This is a genomic window from Sphingobium sp. WCS2017Hpa-17, assembly GCF_031843765.1.
Classification (GTDB): Bacteria; Pseudomonadota; Alphaproteobacteria; order Sphingomonadales; family Sphingomonadaceae; genus Sphingobium.
In genome coordinates, this window is record NZ_JAVTIV010000009.1 from 134,150 (window position 1) to 151,473 (window position 17,324).

The following is a 17,324-nucleotide window of genomic DNA, read 5'->3' on the forward strand; positions in this document are numbered from 1 at the left end:
GATGATGATGCAGCGGAGCTTTTTGCTGGGCCTGATGCTGACGGGCGCGCTGGTGACGTCCCCGGCGCTGGCCGAAGGCTGGTCGCGTAGCTGGATGGCCGCGCCTTTGGTGTCGAAGGCGCCGCCGGAGAAGCGACCGGACTTGCAGGACCGGACCGTGCGGCAGGTGGTGCGGATCAGCAGCGGCGGGCAGCGTGTCCGCCTGCGCCTGTCGAACGAGATGTCGGTCCAGCCGCTGCTGCTGGGCGCGGTGCATGTTGCGCTGGCGGACGAGAATGGTGCGATCGTGGCGGGGTCCGACCATGTCGTGACCTTCAACGGGGCGCAGGGCGCGACCGTGCCGGCCCGCGCGCCGTTGCTGAGCGATCCGATCGCCATGCCAGTCAAGCCGCTGACCCGGCTGACCATCAGCCTGCATCTGCCGCAGGGGGCGCCGGAAGCGACGGTCCACAGCTATTCCGCCGCGACCGGCTGGACTGCGCCGGGCGACCAGACCGGGGCGACCAGCCTGACCGACGCGACGGTGATCGGGCCGCGCATCATATTGTCCGGCGTCGAAGTGGAAAATCGCCGGGTGGGCACGACCATCGTGACGCTGGGCGATTCCATTACCGATGGGGTGCGCGCGACACCGGACAGCAACCGGCGCTGGCCAGACCTGTTGGCGGAGCGGTTGCAAAAGGCCGGGCGGACGTCGGTCGGCGTCGCCAATGCCGGGATCAGCGCCAACCGGCTGCTGAGCGAGGGTGATGGCCATAATGCGCTGGCGCGGTTCGACGCCGATGTGCTCGCGGTGCCGGGCGTGACCCATGTGGTGGTGCTGGAGGGGGTGAATGATATCGGGTCGGCTTTTGCGCAACAGCGCCCGATCCCGACCCGCGACGACCTGATCGGAGCATACCGCCAGATGATCGCGCGGGCGCATGACCGGGGGGTGAAGGTCATCCTTGCTACCATCCTGCCCTATAAGGGGGCGGACTATTGGAGCGAGCAGGGCGAGGCGGTGCGGGTCGCGGTCAATGACTGGATTCGCCAGAATGGAGAGGCGGACGGCTTTGTCGATCTGGCCAAGGCGATCGCCGATCCGGCCGATCCTGCGCGCATGGCCAGGCCCTATGATGTGGGCGATGCGCTGCATCCCAATGATGAAGGATTTCGGATCATGGCGGACGCCGTCGACCTGAAGCTGCTGCGATGATTGCGTCGCTGCTGATGCTGGCCGCCGCCGCGAGCGGGCCGGTCGCGCCCAAACCCTTGTTCCGCGATCCGGTGCATGACGGGGCGGCCGATGCCTCCACCGTGCGCGATCGCCAGACCGGCGAATGGGTGATGTTTTACACCAATCGCCGCGCCGACCTGCCCATGGACGATCCCAAAGATGTGCGCTGGGTGCATGGTACCGCAATCGGCGTCGCCCGGTCGAAGGATGGGGCGCACTGGACCTATGGCGGGACGGCCAACATTCCCAAAAGCTGTACCGGCGAGACGCTGTGGGCGCCCGAGGTGCAATGGCTGGCAGGCCAGTGGCATATGTGGCTGACGGTGGTGCCGGGCGTGTTTCGCGACTGGAATGCGCCGCGCTTCATCGTGCATCTGACCAGCCCGGACCTGAAAGACTGGACCTGCGGCGAGAAGCTGGAGCTGGGGTCGGACCGGGTAATCGATGCGAGCGTGCTGGCGCTGCCAAAAGGCGGGTATCGGCTGTTCTTCAATGACGAGCGGCAGAACAAGGCGATCGTCACCGCCGACAGCGACGATCTGATCCACTGGACGGTCAAGGATCGATTGACCCAGACGCCGGGTGAGGGGCCGAAAGCGTTCCGCTGGAAGGGGCGCTACTGGCTGATTTCCGATGCTTGGAAAGGGCTGCTGGTGATGCGGTCCGACGATGGGCAGCATTGGACGACGCAGCCGGGGCATATCCTCGCCACGCCAGGGCAGCAGCCGACCGACCGCGCCAAAGGGCAGCATCCCGACATCATCGTCGCGGGCGACCGGGCCTATATAATCTATTTCGTCCATCAGGACGGCGAGGAAGAGGCCAAGGCCAATCCCGACTGGAAGCGGCGCAGCGTGTTGCAGATCGCCGAACTGACGGAGAAGGGCGGCGTCATCAGCGTCGATCGCGAGGCGCCGGCCCATGTTCGCCTGACGCGCTGAACAGCCGATTTTCCTTGGCCGCAAAAGCGGCTAGGGAGGAGCGGATGCAGAAGAGCGACGCAAAGAAGAAACCGCCCACGATCAAGGAAGTCGCCGCCCATGCGGGCGTGTCGATCATGACCGCGTCGCGCGCGGTCAACGGCAAGGCGCTGGTCAGCGCCAAGGCGAAGCGCGCGGTGGACCTGGCGGTCAAGGCGCTGGGCTATGTTCCCAATGCGTCGGCGCGGGCGCTGGCGGGGAGCGCGGACCGGCGGGTCGCCCTGCTGCACAGCCACAGCACGACATCGGCCTATCTGGGCGAATTGCTGCTGGGCGCGATGAGCGAGGCGCCGCAGCGGCATTTGCATCTGGTGGTCGAACAATGCGCGCCGGGGGCTTTTGCCTCAGAGATTGTCGAACAGGTCGCCCATGCCCATGTGGCAGGCGTGATCCTGCCCCCGCCCCTGTGCGACTGGGCGGAGCTGGTCGAGGGGCTGCGCGCCCGCGACATCGCCATCGTCGCCATCGCCACCGATCAGGATGGCCCCGACATGCTGAGCGTCAGCACCGACGACCGCCATGCCGCCTATGACCTGACCCGGCATCTGATCGAACTGGGGCACAAGCGGATCGGCTTCATCGAGGGGAATCCGCGCCACCGGTCGAGCGCGCGGCGCTTGCAGGGCTATAAGGACGCGCTGGTGCATCATGCGCTGGACGTGGACGAGGCGCTGATCGTGCCGGGGGATTTCACTTATCGGTCCGGGCTGGATGCGGCGGAGCGGCTGATGGCGCTGGACGCGCGGCCCACGGCGATCTTTGCCTGCAATGACGATATGGCGGCCGCGGCGATCACCGTGGCGCATCAGCGCAAGATCAATGTGCCCGCCGAGATCAGCATTTGCGGGTTCGACGATACGCCGCTGGCGAGTGCGATCTGGCCGGCGCTGACCACCATCCGCCAGCCGATCCGCGACATGAGCCGGGAAGCGATCGGCCTGCTGGCGATGCGGTTCCGCAGTCAGGATGAAGGCGCGGACGGGATCATCGGCAAGGTGAAGCTGGATTATCAGCTGATCCGTCGCCAGTCGGATGCAGTGCCGGCGCGGCATTGATCGGTTACAGGAACCCCACCTGTCGCAGCCAGGCTTCGCATAGGCGCGGCCAGAGCGATACCGGCTGATCGGGCGTATCGAGCGCGAAGCCGTGGGGCGCGTCGGCGAAAATATGAAGTTCGGGGCAGGCGCCGGCTGCCTTCAGTGCGTCGTGCAGACGGTGGGCGTTGGCGACCGGCACGACCGGATCATTGCCGGCATAGACGATGAAGGTCGGCGGCGGATCGGGCAAAAGCTGCGCATCGGGTTGCAGCGCGTCGTAGAGCGCCTGCTTCTCCAGCGGCGGCAAAAGCGGTTTGTCCGCGATGATCGTGCGGCCCTTCGCATTGGTAGAGATGGGGGCGTAGCCGATTACGACTATGTCCGGCCGCTGGGACTGGGCGCTGCCCCATGCCGTCGGATAGTCGGCGATCAGGCAGGCGGCGAGATGGCCGCCGGAGGACAGGCCGACCACGCCCAGTCCGTTCGGCGCGAGCGTGCTGGCGCGGATCATGGCCATCGCTGCCAGTGCGTCGTCCAGCGGTGCGGATGGGCCGGTGCCGGCATGGGGGAAACGATGGATGAGGACGAAGGCGTGATAGCCGAGCGCGGTGAGCCAGCGGGCGACCTGTACCCCCTCCCGCCCGGCCATCAGCGCGGTATAGCCACCACCGCCGAGAATCAGCATGGCGCGGCCATTGGGCGCTTCGGGGACGTAGCCGAGCAGCACCGGACGATCGACGGCGGTGACGACCGCCTGTTCGGGGGCCTGTTCAGGGGCGGCCGCTTCATCCGCCAGCGTGAAGGCGCCGCTTGCCGGATCGTGCAGCGGCCAGACCAGATCAGCAGCCAGCATCTTGCGCCTCCATCGGGCAGCCATGGGTGGGCCAGGCTTCGCCGTCCAGTTCGACCGCTTCGCGGACCACTTCGACCCGGTCGCCGGCGTCGCGCATTGCGTAGAATTTGGCGAGCGCGCGCTTGAAGGGGCGGTGCAGGACCAGCATCAGCCGGCCGTCGAAGGCGCGGAAGACCATGCCATGGCCGCTGTCCCGCTCGACCAGCGGGCCGAGTTGCTCCCAGGGGCCGGCGATCGTGCCGCTTTTCGAGCGGGCCTGCGCCTGAACATAGCCGTCCTTGCCCCAGCTGGACCAGAGCATCAGCAGGGTGCCGGTCTTCGTGCGGAAGAGTTGCGGGCCGTCGGTGACAGTGCCGGTGTCGCCTTCGGGCTGTTTCTGGCCGACGACCCAGTCGGCGTCATTGGCGCGGAAGAGGAGGCGAGCCTTGCCGGCGGGGGACAGATCATCCTTGAGCGGCAGCGCCTCGATCGTGCCGACGCCCATTTGCAGCCATTCATGGGCATAGACCATCCAGGGCTTGCCCGCCGCATCGACATGGAGGGTGCCGTCGAGGGTCATGTCGGTAACGGGCGTGGGCGGCTCGCCCTTGTGGATAAGGGCGTAGGAACCGTCGATCCGGTCGGCGACGGCAAGCAGGGTGGCGCGGCGATAGAGCGGGCGTTTCCCGGTGGCGCCGATCGCCGCCTTGTCATTGTGGAAGGTCGCGAACAGATACCAGCGACCTTTCCACCTATGGACTTCGGGCGCCCAGCCGCCTTCATTGGCCCAATTGTCGTCCGGCAGGGCGAAGACCAGCTTTGGCTTGCGCCAATGGGTCAGGTCGGTGCTGGCATAGGCCATGATGCCGAGCCGCTTGTCACCGGTGACGAGCGGATCGTTCTTCGAGAAGAGCCAGTAGGTCTTCGCGCTCTCCTCCGCGACGACGAAGGGATCATGGATGCGCAGGTGAGAGGTCAGCAGCGGCGCGTCGGCCGCGGCTGCCGGAGCGGAGAGCGCCAGCAGCAGCGCGGCGAACAGTCTGCACATCAGGCGAGCCGGTTGCCATAGCCGATGATGATGGTGGCGAGGATCAGCAGGCCGACCCCGCTCCACACCATGCGGCGGACGGCAGGCGCGGCATCCTTCCACTCGCGGAAGGCGAAGCCCCAGCAGGTGCCGAAGATGATGATCGACGCCATGTGCAGCGTCCAGCTGGAGAAGCCGAAGCGGCCCATCTGGCTTTCACCCATGGTGTAGAAGAAGAACTGGAAATACCAGGCGGTGCCGGCGAGCGCGCAGAGCAGGATATTGAGGAGCAGCTTCGGGCGCTGGCCGCTGGCGTCGGGTGCGCCGATCCACTGGCTGGCCGATTTATTCTTCACGATCAGCCAGCCGCACCAGAGCGCGTTGGTGATCAGGCCGCCGAACATGACGAGGCAGAGGGTGGGCAGGCCGGTCCACAAGGGGCCGGTACCGGCGGCGGCGGAGAGCGCCTTGACCGGCTCGCCCGCCGCCAGACCGAAGGCAAAGCAGCTGGACATGATGCCGGAGAAGATGGCGACGGCGATGCCCTTCCTGAAATCGAATTCGGCGACGGCGGCGGCCTTTTGCTCCGTGCTGAGCGCCTCATCCTTGCGCGCGCCGGCACGGGCGACGACGATGATGCCCGCCAGCGTGACGGCGAGGCCGAGGAGGACGATCTGGCCATGGGTCGTGCCGGCGATCTCCGTCATGAATGTGCCGTCGAAGATCGGCGGGATCAGCGTGCCGAAGACGGTGCACAGGCCCAGCACCACCGCCATGCCCAGCGACAGGCCAAGATAGCGCATGGTGAGGCCGTAGGTCAGGCCGCCAAAGCCCCAGAGGATGCCGAAGAAGACGCACCAGCCCAGAACCGAGGACGGCACCTGTGCCATGACGCCCATCAGGTCGCTGGTCTGGACCGAAGCGAAGAACCAGGGCGCGATGACCCAGGAAAAAAGGCCGCCGGTCAGCCAGTAGATTTCCCAATTCCAGCGTTTGACGCCGCGAAAGGGGACGTAGAAGCTGGCCGAGGCGAAGCCGCCCAGCCAGTGGAAAAGGACGCCGAGCAGCGGATTAGGGGTCATAGGGCAAGTCCCAGACGATAGAGGCGATTGGCGTTGCCAGCGAAGAGAGCGCGGCGATCGGCTTCCGGGAAATCCGCTACGATGGCGTGGTAGGACTCCATGTAGCGATCGATCGGGCCGAACAGCTTGTCGGTGGGGGTGTCGCTGGCAAAGGCGCAGCGGTTGACGCCGAACAGGTCGATGGTTTCGCGGACGAGGTCGCCGATCGTATCGAGGCTCCAGTCGCGGCGGATGAAGCCCATGCCGGACAGTTTGACCGCGACATGGGGCAGCGCGGCGAGCGCCTTCATGCCCCGGCGCCAGTCATCGAGGCCATCGGCATCGGTCAGGACCGGCATGCCCATATGGTTGATGATGACCGGAATGTCGGGATGGCGGGCGATCAGCGTGGCGAGGCCGGGCATCTGACCCGGATAGCATTGCAGGTCGAAGGACAGGCCATGTTTCGCGAGCAGGGCATAGCCGGCCTGCCATTGCGGATCGACGGTCAGGTCGGCGGGCGTGTAGGTGCGCTTCGGGTCGACATGCCAGTTGACGATGTGGCGAATACCCTTGACGCGGGGGTGTGCCGCCTGCGCGGCCAGCAGAGTATCGACGTCCGGATCGTTCAGCGCGGCGAAGGCGACGAGGCCGGTGGGCAGACCTTCGACTGCGGCCAGGCCATCAAGCCACTGGGTTTCGCGCAACGCGCTGTCCGCCGCGGCGCCGGCATCGACATGGACTGCGCCCACGACATTCCAGCGGGCAAGGTCGGCGCGATATTGGGCGATGCCATAATCATGCGCGATCGCCTCGACGCTGCCATTGGGGCCATCGTCCGAGAAGGGCGGGCTGAGCCAGTCGTAGCGGATATGGTGCAAGTCCCACAGATGGATATGGGCATCGACAAAGGGGATCATGGACCTCTCCGGTGCAATGGTTCAGCGACATCCCTTCCGTTCGGGCTGAGCGACGTCGAAGCCCCTGCCAGAGCGCAGCGAAGGCTTCGACTTCGCTCAGCCTGCCCTTCGACAGGCTCAGGGCGAACGGAGAGAGTCTTATAACTGCGGCGCGCTGGGCTCTTTTCGGCCGGTCGCGCCGCGCAACTTTGGTTAGAAGGTCGTGCGGCCGCCCGACGTGTCGAAGGTGGACGCGGTGGTGAAGCTACATTCCTCGCTGGCCATGAAGCAGACCATGGCGGCCGATTCCTCGATCAGGCCGAGGCGGCCCATCGGGATTTTCGAGCGCATATAGTCCACCTGGCTCTGGGGCAGCTGGGCGAGGATCGGGCTTTCGAAGGTGGCGGGGGTCAGCGCGTTGGCGATGACGCCCTTGCCGGCCAGTTCCTTGCCGAGCGACTTGGTGAAGCCGATCACGCCTGCCTTGCTCGCCGAATAGGCGCTGGCGTTGGGATTGCCTTCCTTGCCTGCGACAGAGGCCAGGTTGACGATCCGGCCATAGCCATTTTCGAGCATGAACGGGACGATGGCCCGATTGCAGTAGAAGAGGCCGTTGAGGTTGATGTCGATCACCCGCTGCCAACTGTCGACGGGATAGTCCCAGACGGCAGCCGTTGCGCCGGTGATGCCGGCCGAGCAGACCAGCACGTCAATGCGGGTGCCCAGAGCATGGAAGCTTTCTCCCGCTGCCTTTTCGACAGCGGCTTGATCCGAAATGTCGAGGGCGATGGTGTGCGTTGCCGCGACTTCCACCTTCGCTTCCGCAAGCGCTTCCGCGTTCAGATCCCACAACACCACTTCACCGCCTTCGGCGACGATGCGCTTGGCAACCTGACGGCCAAGCCCGGAAGCGCCGCCGGTGATGACCGCCGTCTGGCCTTCAAATCTTCCCGACCAGACGCTCATCCCAGCACCTCGTCACCCAGATGACGCCATTCGGAGACATTCTGCGTCTGGACGCCCAGCTTTTCGATGCCCAGTTCCATGACGTCACCGGCCTTCAGGTAGATGGCATTGGGCTTCTTGCCCTCGCCCACGCCCGGCGGGGTGCCGGTGATCATCAGGTCGCCCGGATAGAGGGTGATATATTCGCTGACATAAGAGATGAGCTGGGCGACGTTGAAGATCATCGTCTTCGTGTTGCCGGTCTGCATCCGCTCACCATTGATGGTGAGATACATGTCGAGATTCTGCGGATCGCCCACCTCGTCCGGCGTCACCAGCCAGGGACCGACCGGGCAGAAAGTGTCGTGGCCCTTGCCCTTGCTCCACTGGGTGCCGCGCTGCTTCTGGTTGAAGCGTTCGGACACGTCGTTGACGAGCGTGTAGCCCGCGACCTTCGACAGGGCTTCCTCTTCGCTGACGAAGCGGCAGGTTTCGCCGATGATGACGCCCAGTTCGACTTCCCAGTCGCCATGGGTGCTGTTTTTGGGCAGCACGACTTCGTCGTTCGGGCCGTTCAGCGAGGACAGCGCCTTCATGAACATCATCGGTTCGGTCGGGATCGGCAGGTTCGATTCGATCGCATGATCCTCATAATTGAGGCCGATGGCGACGATCTTGCCGATGCCCTTGACCGGCACGCCATAGCGCGGTTCGCCTTCGACGACCGGCAGCGCGGCGATGTCAGCGGCCTTGGCGGCGGCGAGGCTTTCGATGGTCAGGTCGGACACGACGCCCGACAGGTCGCGAATCTGGCCGTCAGCATCGATGACGCCGGGCTTTTCCTGGCCACGCTGGCCGAAACGAACGAATTTCATGGGGTCAGTCTCTCTGTCAGATCAGTGGGTATAGGGGCGGTGCATTTTGATGTCGGGGTTGAGGTCGACACCGAAGCCCGGCTTGTCGAGCGCGGTCACCTTCAGGCGGCCATTGTCCGGCACCGGCTCGCCCAGCAATTGCGGGTGGAACATCGGCACCACCTCGGTCGGTCCGGGGTGCATCATCAGGAATTCGGCGAAGGGCGAGTTGTGGCGGGTGATGACGAAATGATAGCTGTAGACAGACGAGCCATGGGGCACGACCATCTTGCCATGGGCGTCGGCCAGCGCGCTGATCTTCAAGAGTTCGGTGACGCCGCCGCACCAGCCGACATCGGGCTGGATGATGTCGCAGCAATCCATTTCCAGCAGCATGCGGAAGCCCCAGCGGGTCGCTTCATGCTCGCCGGTGGTGACCAGCATGCCCTTGGGCACGTTGCGCTTGAGCTGTTGATAGCCCCAATAGTCGTCGGGGCTGATCGCTTCCTCGATCCATTTGAGACCGAGTTCGTGCGCGGCGATGGCGAGGCGAGTGGCATAATCGACGTCGAGCGCCATCCAGCAATCCCACATCAGCCAGAAATCATCGCCCACCTTCGCGCGCATGTCGGCCAGTTCGGCGATGTTCTTCTTGAGGCCCTCGACGCCTTCGGCCGGGCCGTGATGCAGCGCCATCTTGCCGCCGATGAAGCCGAATTCCTTCGCCTTGTCGGGGCGCGCGCCGGTGGCGTAGAATTGCAGTTCGTCGCGCACCGCGCCGCCCAGCAGATGATAGACCGGTTCCTGCCGCAGCTTGCCCAGCAAGTCCCAGAGCGCCAGATCGACGCCGGAGATGGCGTTGATGACCAGCCCCTTGCGCCCATAATATTGGGTCGAGAAATACATCTGGTCCCAGATTTTCTCATAATCGGTCGGCGAGCGCCCTTCGAGGAAGCGGGCGAGATGCTTTTCCACGATATAGGCGGCCGGTTCGCCGCCGGTCGTCACGGCGAAACCGACGGTGCCGTCCTCCGCTTCGATCTCCACCACCAGCGTGCCCAGCACGTTGATGCCGAAGCTTTGGCGCGACTGGCGATATTCGGGATATTTCGACATCGGGGTGGCGATATGGTCGTCGATCCAGTGGCCTTCGCCCTGGTCATGATAGTCGGCACCACCGCCGCGCACGGTAAAGGCGCGGACATGCTTGATCTTCGGCAACGTCACGATCGGCACGCGAAAACTCCCTCAACTCAGCCCGCGTTCAACATGTGGGAACGGCAGGCGAAAACTTTCACAATATGATAGGCGCCGCAGGGAGCCGGACCAGAGTGTCAGTTTGGCAGGACCGGAGGAATCAGGTCGGCCTCTCCTTCACTCTTGTTTTTCTCATTTTGTGGGATAGAGTGTTATTAGATGAGACAGAAAACGTCAAACCCAGAATCGGACGGGTCGGAAAATTTGGTGCGAGAGGATAAGGCTGCCGCGAAAGCGGGCGGGTCGCAGACGCTGCACCGTGGGCTGGACCTGCTCGACCAGGTGATAGACGGACCGATCAAGCTGGCCGACCTGTCGGAGCGTATGGGCCTGACCCGGTCGACGACCCATCGGCTGGCCAATGCGATGGTGGAGCGGGGTTTCCTGACCTTCCTGCCGCGCGAAGGCTATCATCTGGGGCCCAAGCTGTTGCAGCTGGGCTTTCTGGCGCAGTCGCAGGCGGACGTGGTGCAGATCGCCCGGCCGCATCTGGAAGCGCTGGCCGCCGCCAGCGAGGATGTGGTGCATCTGGGGCGGCTGGACGGCGAACAGGCGCTGTATCTCGACAAGATTCCGGGGCGGCGTCGCGTCGAAATTTCCAGCCGGATCGGCGACCGCCATCCCCTCACCTCCACCGGCCTTGGCAAGGCGTTGCTGCTGGACGATCCAGAGCCGGTGTGGCGCCGGATGTTCGATGCCGAATATGAAGCCGGCACCCATGCGGCCGACTATGGCACATGGCTGGAGCGGATGCGCAGCTATGTCGGCGAAGGCCGATCCTTCGACCTGGAGGAGAATGAGGACCAGATACGCTGTGTCGCTGCGCCGATCCGCGATGCGTCCGGCGCGATCATCGCCGCCATCAGCCTGTCGAGTGCCGCCCAATATATGGATGACGCACGCATGCAGGCCCTGAGTATCGATGTTCGCGAGACTGCGCAGAAGATCAGCGCCGACCTGGGCTGGACCCCCGGCGTCAAATCCCCCCGCCGCCCGGTGCGGCGATAATATCATCTGAAGGAAGAGCGATCCCATGAAGCTGCTTGAAGGCAAGACCGTCCTCGTCACCGGCGCATCCACCGGCATCGGCCGCGCCGCCGCCATCGGCGCGGCGCAGCATGGCGCCGATGTCGTCATCAACTATGCGAACAGCGATGGTCCTGCCGCAAGCTGCGTCGCGGAGATCGAGGCGCTGGGCCAGCGGGCGATCGCGGTGAAGGGCGATGTCGCCGATCCGCAGACCGCGCAGGACTTCGTCGCCAAGGCGGTCGAGGCGTTCGGCAAGGTCGACGTGATGGTCAGCAATGCCGGCATCTGCCCTTTCCACGGCTTTCTCGACATGCCGGTCGATGTGGTGGAGCGGACCTTCAAGGTGAATCTGCACGGCGCTTACTTCATGGTGCAGGCGGCGGCGCAGCAGATGGTTCGCCAAGGCCATGGCGGGTCGATCGTGGCGGTATCCTCCATTTCCGCGCTGGTCGGCGGGGAATATCAGACCCATTATACCCCGACCAAGGCGGGCGTACATTCGCTGATGCAGTCCACGGCCATTGCGCTGGGCAAGCATGGCATTCGCTGCAACAGCGTGCTGCCGGGCACCATCCTGACCGAGATCAACAAGGATGATCTGGCCGATGTCGAGAAGCGCCAATATATGGAAGCGCGCACGCCGCTCGGCCGTCTGGGCCAGCCGGAGGATCTGGCCGGGCCGATCGTGTTCCTGGCGTCGGACATGGCCGCCTATGTCACCGGCGCCGCGTTGCTGGTCGACGGCGGCATGTATGTGAATTTGCAGTAATTCTGGTAATAATTCTGGCCCCCTCCTCCGCTCCTTTCAGGGTGGGGAAGGGGCCCGAACAGGACGCCGCTCCATGAGGATCGCCCCGAAGATCGCAGCCTTGCTCGTCGGTTTGCTCACCGGTCTGCCCGCGCATGCCACGCGGCCGGGCGACACGATCCTGATCGCCAGCGATTCGACGGCGGCCAGTTACGGCGCTGAACGTTATCCGCAGGTGGGTTGGGGGCAGATGCTTTCCTGCGGCCTGTCGCCGGCCGTGCGGGTTGCCAACCATGCCATGGGCGGACGGTCCACCCGGACCTTCCTGTCGGAGGGGCGGTGGAAGCTGTTGCTGGCGGACATGCTGCCGGGCGACGCGGTGCTGATCCAGTTCGGTCATAATGACCAGGCGCGGGGCAAGCCGGAACGCTGGGCACCTGCCGCAACCGACTATCGCAACAACCTGATGCGCTTCGTGTGGGATGTGCGCGGCGCGGGCGGGATTCCGGTGCTGGTGACGCCGGTCGCGCGGCGCAACTTTGGTGCAGATGGCAGGGCCTTGGCCGATTATCCCGATTATTCGGGCGTGATGCGGGCGCTGGCGAAGGATCTGCATGTGCCGCTGATCGACCTTGAATCGCTGTCGCGTCGCTGGCTCGACCGGGCGGGGCCGGAGGCTGCAAAGGCCTATTATCTTCATTATCGGGCCGAGGATGGCATCGCCGCCTTCCCCAAGGGCGTTACCGACAATACGCATTTCAGCGAAGTGGGTGGTCGGCAGGTCGCGAATCTGGTGGCGGGCGGATTGAAGGCGTTGAACCTGCCCATATCGGCCAAGGTGCTGGCCGATCGCCCTGCCCTCACCCGCACCACACCGTCAGGAAGGAGCGATTGCCCATGACCCCGATTGATCGACGGACCTTGCTGGCCGGCAGCATTGCCGGCGCGGCGCTCGCTTCTCCCGTGCTGGCGCAGACTTTTCCGTTGCCGGCCGGGTTCGAGCGCTTCCCGATCTGGCCGGGCAAGGCGCCGGGCGGCGAACATGTGACGGTGCGGGAGGTCGAGACGCTGCGCCAGCCCGAAAGCCCGACCGACGACACCGCTTTTTCGCATGTGACGACGCCGACGCTGACATTGTTGCGCCCCGCCCGGCCCAATGGCGCGGCGATGTTGCTGATCCCCGGCGGCGGCTACACCCGCGTCGCCATCGGCAAGGAAGGCTATGCGATCGCACGCCGGCTGGCCGAAGCGGGCTACGCCTGTTTCTCGCTGGTTTACCGCATGCCGGGTGATGGTTGGGCGGCGGGCGCGGAAGCGCCGTTACAGGATGCGCAGCGCGCGCTGCGGCTGATACGGGCGCTGGGCCATAAGGAGAAGTTCGATCCGGAGCGGGTCGGCGTGATGGGCTTTTCCGCTGGCGGGCATCTGGCCGCCTGGCTGACCAGCCGTACGCCGCAAGAGAGCTATGCGCCGATGGATGCCAGCGATCGCGAGCCGATCAAGGCCGCGCTGGCCGCCTATATGTATCCGGTGATCCAGATGGAGGAGCCGTTCGTCCATGCCGGGTCGCGCATGCAATTGCTGGGCGAGGCGCCCTCGCCCGAGCGCTTGCGCGCCTATTCCATGGATCAGGATGTCAGCGCGCAGACGCCACCCGTCTTTTTGGCCCATGCGTTGAACGACGTCGCCGTGCCGCCGGAAAACAGCCTGGCGATGCTGGCGTCGCTGCGCGCGCGCGGCATTGCCGCCGAATGTCATCTGTTTGAAAGCGGTAATCATGGGTTTGGCCTGGCGCCCGCCCCTGCCGCGCCGGCGCCCTGGCCCGACCTGTTCCTCAATTTCGCGAAACGCCATGGATTATGACTCGTAAAGTTGCCCTGTTCGTCACCTGCCTTGTCGACCTGATGCGGCCGCGCATCGGCTTTGCCGCGATCCGCGCGCTGGAGGCGGCGGGGTGCGAGGTCGTGGTGCCGGAGGGGCAAACCTGTTGCGGCCAGCCCGCGCTCAACAGCGGTGATCGGGATCATGCGATGGCGCTGGCGAAGCAGACGATCGTGGCGCTGGAACCCTATGAGGCGGTGGTGGTGCCGTCGGGATCGTGCGCGGGGACGATCCGATGCCATTATCCCGAGATGTTCGAACATGATCCGGTATGGCTGCCGCGCGCGCAGGCGGTGGCGGGCAAGACGTTCGAGGTCATGGCCTATCTGGACGAAGTGTGCGGATGGCGGCCCGAGGGTGTCGCAGTGGATGCCAAAGCGACTTATCATGACAGTTGTTCGGGTCTGCGCGAACTGGGGATCAAGGCACAGCCGCGCCGGTTGCTGAAGGGGATCGACGGGCTGCGTTTCGCACCGTTGGCGGGCGAGGAGACATGTTGCGGTTTCGGCGGTACATTCTGCGTCAAATATCCCGCCATCTCCAACGCGATCGTCGGCGAGAAGGCCGATGCGATCGACGCGACCGGCGCGGACCTGCTGCTGTCGGGCGATCTGGGCTGCCTGATGAACATGGCGGGGAAGCTGAACCGCAAGGGCAGCAAGGTGCGGGCCTTCCACGCGATCGAACTGATCGCCGGCATGGGTGATGGGCCGGCGATCGGGGAAGAGGCATGAGCGCCGCCATCGACACCGCGACGTTCAAGGCGCGTGCCGACGCAGCGCTGGCCGATCGGATATTGAAGGTTGCGGTCGAACGGACGGCGGGGACGGCGGAAGCCAAGCGGGCGGTCGCGGTCGACGCCTTCCCGGATTTCGAGGCGGCGCGGGATCGAGCAGCGGCGATCAAGGATCATGTCGTCGCGCATCTGGGCGCCTATCTGGAGCAGTTCGAGGCCAATGCCATCGCGGCGGGTGCTAAGGTCCATTGGGCCAGCACCGCCGACGAGGCGTGCCGGATCGTCATCGACATCTGCAAGGCGGCGGGCGCGAAGAGCGTCGCGCGATCCAAGTCGATGCTGGGCGAGGAGATCGGCCTGCCCCATGCGCTGGCCGAGGCCGGGATCCGGCGGGTCGAGACAGATCTGGCCGAGCATATCATCCAGCTGGCCGATGAGCGGCCGTCGCACATCATCTGGCCCGCCATGCACAAGACGCGCGAGCAGGTGTCGGCGCTGTTCAAGGCGAAGCATCGCAGCCCGCATGAGGAAGAAACGATCGCCGCGATGGCGGAAAGCGCGCGGCGCGAATTGCGCACGCAAATGCTGGGCGCGGATATCGGCATTTCCGGCGCGAATTTCCTCGTGGCCGACACCGGCGCGATCTGCACCGTCACCAATGAGGGCAATGCCGAATTGTCGCTGGTGCCGCCGCGCGTGCATATCGTGACGGCGGGGATCGAGAAGATCGTACCGAGCATGCCGCATGCCATCCATATGCTGCGGATGCTGGCGCGATCCGCCACCGGCGCGGCGCTGACCCAATATACGACCTTCTATACCGGGCCGAAGCGGCCGGGCGACCGGGACGGGCCGGAAGAGATGCATATCGTGCTGGTCGACAATGGCCGCACGAAGATGCGCGAGGAAGGTCTGGCGGAGATGCTGCGCTGCATCCGTTGCGGCGCCTGCATGAACCACTGCGTGGTGTTCCGGCAGATTGGCGGCCATGCCTATGGGGGCACCTATCCGGGGCCGATGGGTGCCGTGCTGACACCGGTGTTCGACGGGCTGAAGCAGAGCCGGGAACTGCCAAACGCCTGTACGCTGAACGGCAAATGTCAGGAGGTATGCCCGGTCCGCATCCCCCTGCCCACGCTGCTGCGCGGGTGGCGGGAGAAGAGCTGGCGCGAGGGGCTGGAGCCGACGTCGATGCGCTGGGGGCTTGGGATTTGGGCATGGGTGGCGCGGCGACCCGCGCTGTATCGCTTCGGCACCGGCGTTGCGGTGCGGGCGATGCAGATTTTGGGGACGAAGGGCTGGATCAGCCGTCTGCCGCTGGCGGGGGGATGGACGCGCTATCGCGACATGCCCAAGCCTGCGCCGCAGACCTTCATGAACCAATATAAGAAGGAGCGCCGCCAATGAGCACGCGGGACGCCATCCTTGCCCGGTTGAAGGGCGCTGCGCCGGACAAGGCGGAGGCCGATGCCCTGCTGGTCGCGCCGGAGCGGCCTGCGGTGGACGAGCGTGCGCTGGAGGCAGAATTCCTCGCCCGGCTGGCCCTGCCCAGCGTCAGCGCCAGCCATGATGCGATCGACAGCATCGCCGACCTGCCAGCGGCGGTCGCCCGCTATCTGGATGCGCAGGGCGAGGCACGCACCCTTTGCCTGCCACCCGATCCGCGGCTGAGCGCGTGTGACTGGTGCGGTTTCACCCTGCATGACGTCGCAGCGCCGGACGAGGCGGCTGCGCTGGCGATCGCGCGCAAGGGGATTGCGGAAAGCGGATCGCTGATATTCGAGACGTCGCCGCAGGCGCCGATGCTGCCCAATTTCCTGGCGCTGCATCATATCGTGCTGCTGCCGGTGGAGGACATTGCCGCTCATCTGGAGGCGGCGCCGCTGGCCGGTGCACAGCCGCGCGCGCACTACTGGATCACCGGCGTGTCGGGCACGACCGATATCGAGGGCACTTATGTGCGCGGCGCGCATGGGCCGCGATTCCTGCATGTCATCCTGCTGCGTCAGCAATAACCGCATGTCGGGACTTCATTCCACATTCAGGGAATAAATGGTTCCTTTCGGAGCAGCGGACGCTATAAGGACGCAAAGTTCCGAGGAGATTCCCAATGTTCGAGAAGACCTATTATGCGACGCATCCGGATATGATGGAGTGCGTGTCGAACGAGGAATTGCGGGATCGCTATCTGATCGGCGGGCTGTTCCGGGATGGCGAGTGCGTGCTGAACTATACCCATGCCGAGCGGTTCGTGATCGGCGGCGTGGCGGTGGTCGATGCGCCAGTCAAGCTGCCTGCGCAGAGCGAGCCGGCCTCGGCGGCGGGCCATCCCTTTCTGGAGCGGCGCGAACTGGCGATCGTCAATGTCGGCAGTGTCGAAGGCACGGTGACGGTCGATGGCGAAGTCTTCACGCTGGGCAACAAGGATTGCCTCTATGTGACGATGGGCGCGAAGGATGTGGAATTTGCCGGGGCCGGCGCGCGCTATTATCTGGCCTCCTGCCCGGCGCACAAGGGTTTCAAGACCCGCAAGCTGGGTATTGCCGACGCCAATGCGCTGGAGCGCGGCAGCCTGGAGGAATCGAACGAGCGGACGATCTTTCAGCTGGTCATCCCCGGCGTGTGCGACAGCGCGCAGCTGGTGATGGGGCTGACGGTGCTCAAGCCCGGTTCGGTGTGGAACACCATGCCCCCGCACATTCATGAACGCCGCAGCGAGATCTACTTCTATTTCGAGCTGGATGGGCCGAGCGACCGCGTCTTCCACTATATGGGCGAGGGCGAGGCGATGCGGCACATCGTGATGGCGAACGAGGAAG

Annotated in this window: 18 protein-coding genes; 11 read left to right on the plus strand and 7 right to left on the minus strand. The window is 65.1% G+C overall.

Annotated elements, in window-relative coordinates; all coding sequences use genetic code 11:
• Positions 1–7 precede the first annotated feature (7 nt).
• The 3 genes from RQH62_RS14600 to RQH62_RS14610 are packed head-to-tail and all read left to right on the plus strand — an operon-like array spanning position 8 to position 3,254.
• On the plus strand, positions 8–1,198 hold the full coding sequence (locus RQH62_RS14600) for an SGNH/GDSL hydrolase family protein (protein WP_311269456.1): 1,191 nt from the start codon (positions 8–10) through the stop codon (positions 1,196–1,198).
• A complete protein-coding gene (locus tag RQH62_RS14605; RefSeq protein WP_311269457.1) occupies positions 1,195–2,160 on the plus strand; it encodes a family 43 glycosylhydrolase in 966 nt (321 codons plus the stop codon). The genes RQH62_RS14600 and RQH62_RS14605 overlap by 4 nt, the downstream gene beginning before the upstream one ends.
• Positions 2,161–2,204: 44 nt before the next feature.
• Positions 2,205–3,254 carry a LacI family DNA-binding transcriptional regulator gene (locus tag RQH62_RS14610; RefSeq protein WP_311269458.1) on the plus strand — a complete coding sequence of 350 codons (1,050 nt, stop codon included), beginning with the start codon at positions 2,205–2,207 and terminating at the stop codon, positions 3,252–3,254.
• A gap of 4 nt (positions 3,255–3,258) precedes the next feature.
• Here RQH62_RS14610 and RQH62_RS14615 read toward each other — a convergent pair whose 3' ends face one another.
• From RQH62_RS14615 to rhmD, 7 genes are all read right to left on the minus strand, one after another.
• Complete coding sequence (locus RQH62_RS14615; RefSeq protein ID WP_311269459.1) at positions 3,259–4,089, minus strand: alpha/beta hydrolase; 831 nt, start codon at positions 4,087–4,089, stop codon at positions 3,259–3,261.
• The gene (locus RQH62_RS14620) at positions 4,076–5,116 is read right to left on the minus strand and encodes a glycoside hydrolase family 43 protein (RefSeq protein WP_311269460.1); all 1,041 of its coding nucleotides are present in this window, start codon (positions 5,114–5,116) and stop codon (positions 4,076–4,078) included. Before RQH62_RS14620 ends, RQH62_RS14615 begins: the two co-directional genes overlap by 14 nt.
• Positions 5,116–6,177, minus strand: a complete 1,062-nt coding sequence (gene rhaT, locus RQH62_RS14625; RefSeq protein WP_311269461.1) for an L-rhamnose/proton symporter RhaT — start codon at positions 6,175–6,177, stop codon at positions 5,116–5,118. Before rhaT ends, RQH62_RS14620 begins: the two co-directional genes overlap by 1 nt.
• Positions 6,174–7,076 (minus strand): amidohydrolase family protein, encoded by a 903-nt coding sequence (locus tag RQH62_RS14630; protein ID WP_311269462.1) that lies wholly within the window; start codon positions 7,074–7,076, stop codon positions 6,174–6,176. The genes rhaT and RQH62_RS14630 overlap by 4 nt, the downstream gene beginning before the upstream one ends.
• Positions 7,077–7,268: 192 nt before the next feature.
• Positions 7,269–8,021 carry an SDR family NAD(P)-dependent oxidoreductase gene (locus RQH62_RS14635; RefSeq protein WP_311269463.1) on the minus strand — a complete coding sequence of 251 codons (753 nt, stop codon included), beginning with the start codon at positions 8,019–8,021 and terminating at the stop codon, positions 7,269–7,271.
• Positions 8,018–8,875 (minus strand): fumarylacetoacetate hydrolase family protein, encoded by an 858-nt coding sequence (locus RQH62_RS14640; protein WP_311269464.1) that lies wholly within the window; start codon positions 8,873–8,875, stop codon positions 8,018–8,020. Before RQH62_RS14640 ends, RQH62_RS14635 begins: the two co-directional genes overlap by 4 nt.
• Positions 8,876–8,896: 21 nt before the next feature.
• Positions 8,897–10,081, minus strand: coding sequence for an L-rhamnonate dehydratase (gene rhmD, locus RQH62_RS14645; protein ID WP_311269480.1), 1,185 nt, complete (start codon positions 10,079–10,081; stop codon positions 8,897–8,899).
• 189 nt (positions 10,082–10,270) lie between these two features.
• Here rhmD and RQH62_RS14650 point away from each other — a divergent pair, with 189 nt between their 5' ends.
• The 8 genes from RQH62_RS14650 to kduI all read left to right on the plus strand — a co-directional run.
• Positions 10,271–11,119, plus strand: a complete 849-nt coding sequence (locus RQH62_RS14650) for an IclR family transcriptional regulator (RefSeq protein ID WP_311269465.1) — start codon at positions 10,271–10,273, stop codon at positions 11,117–11,119.
• 25 nt (positions 11,120–11,144) lie between these two features.
• Positions 11,145–11,909, plus strand: a complete 765-nt coding sequence (locus RQH62_RS14655; protein ID WP_311269466.1) for an SDR family NAD(P)-dependent oxidoreductase — start codon at positions 11,145–11,147, stop codon at positions 11,907–11,909.
• Positions 11,910–11,982: 73 nt separating this feature from the next.
• Positions 11,983–12,789, plus strand: coding sequence for a rhamnogalacturonan acetylesterase (locus RQH62_RS14660; protein WP_311269467.1), 807 nt, complete (start codon positions 11,983–11,985; stop codon positions 12,787–12,789).
• Positions 12,786–13,751, plus strand: a complete 966-nt coding sequence (locus tag RQH62_RS14665) for an alpha/beta hydrolase (RefSeq protein WP_311269468.1) — start codon at positions 12,786–12,788, stop codon at positions 13,749–13,751. The genes RQH62_RS14660 and RQH62_RS14665 overlap by 4 nt, the downstream gene beginning before the upstream one ends.
• A complete protein-coding gene (locus RQH62_RS14670) occupies positions 13,745–14,503 on the plus strand; it encodes a (Fe-S)-binding protein (RefSeq protein ID WP_311269481.1) in 759 nt (252 codons plus the stop codon). Before RQH62_RS14665 ends, RQH62_RS14670 begins: the two co-directional genes overlap by 7 nt.
• Positions 14,500–15,912, plus strand: a complete 1,413-nt coding sequence (locus tag RQH62_RS14675) for a lactate utilization protein B (RefSeq protein WP_311269469.1) — start codon at positions 14,500–14,502, stop codon at positions 15,910–15,912. The genes RQH62_RS14670 and RQH62_RS14675 overlap by 4 nt, the downstream gene beginning before the upstream one ends.
• Positions 15,909–16,520: an LUD domain-containing protein gene (locus RQH62_RS14680; RefSeq protein WP_311269470.1), complete on the plus strand. Its 612-nt coding sequence runs from the start codon at positions 15,909–15,911 to the stop codon at positions 16,518–16,520. Before RQH62_RS14675 ends, RQH62_RS14680 begins: the two co-directional genes overlap by 4 nt.
• Before the next feature lie 95 nt (positions 16,521–16,615).
• Positions 16,616–17,324, plus strand: a 709-nt coding sequence (gene kduI, locus RQH62_RS14685) for a 5-dehydro-4-deoxy-D-glucuronate isomerase (protein ID WP_311269471.1), incomplete at its 3' end; no start/stop codon positions are given.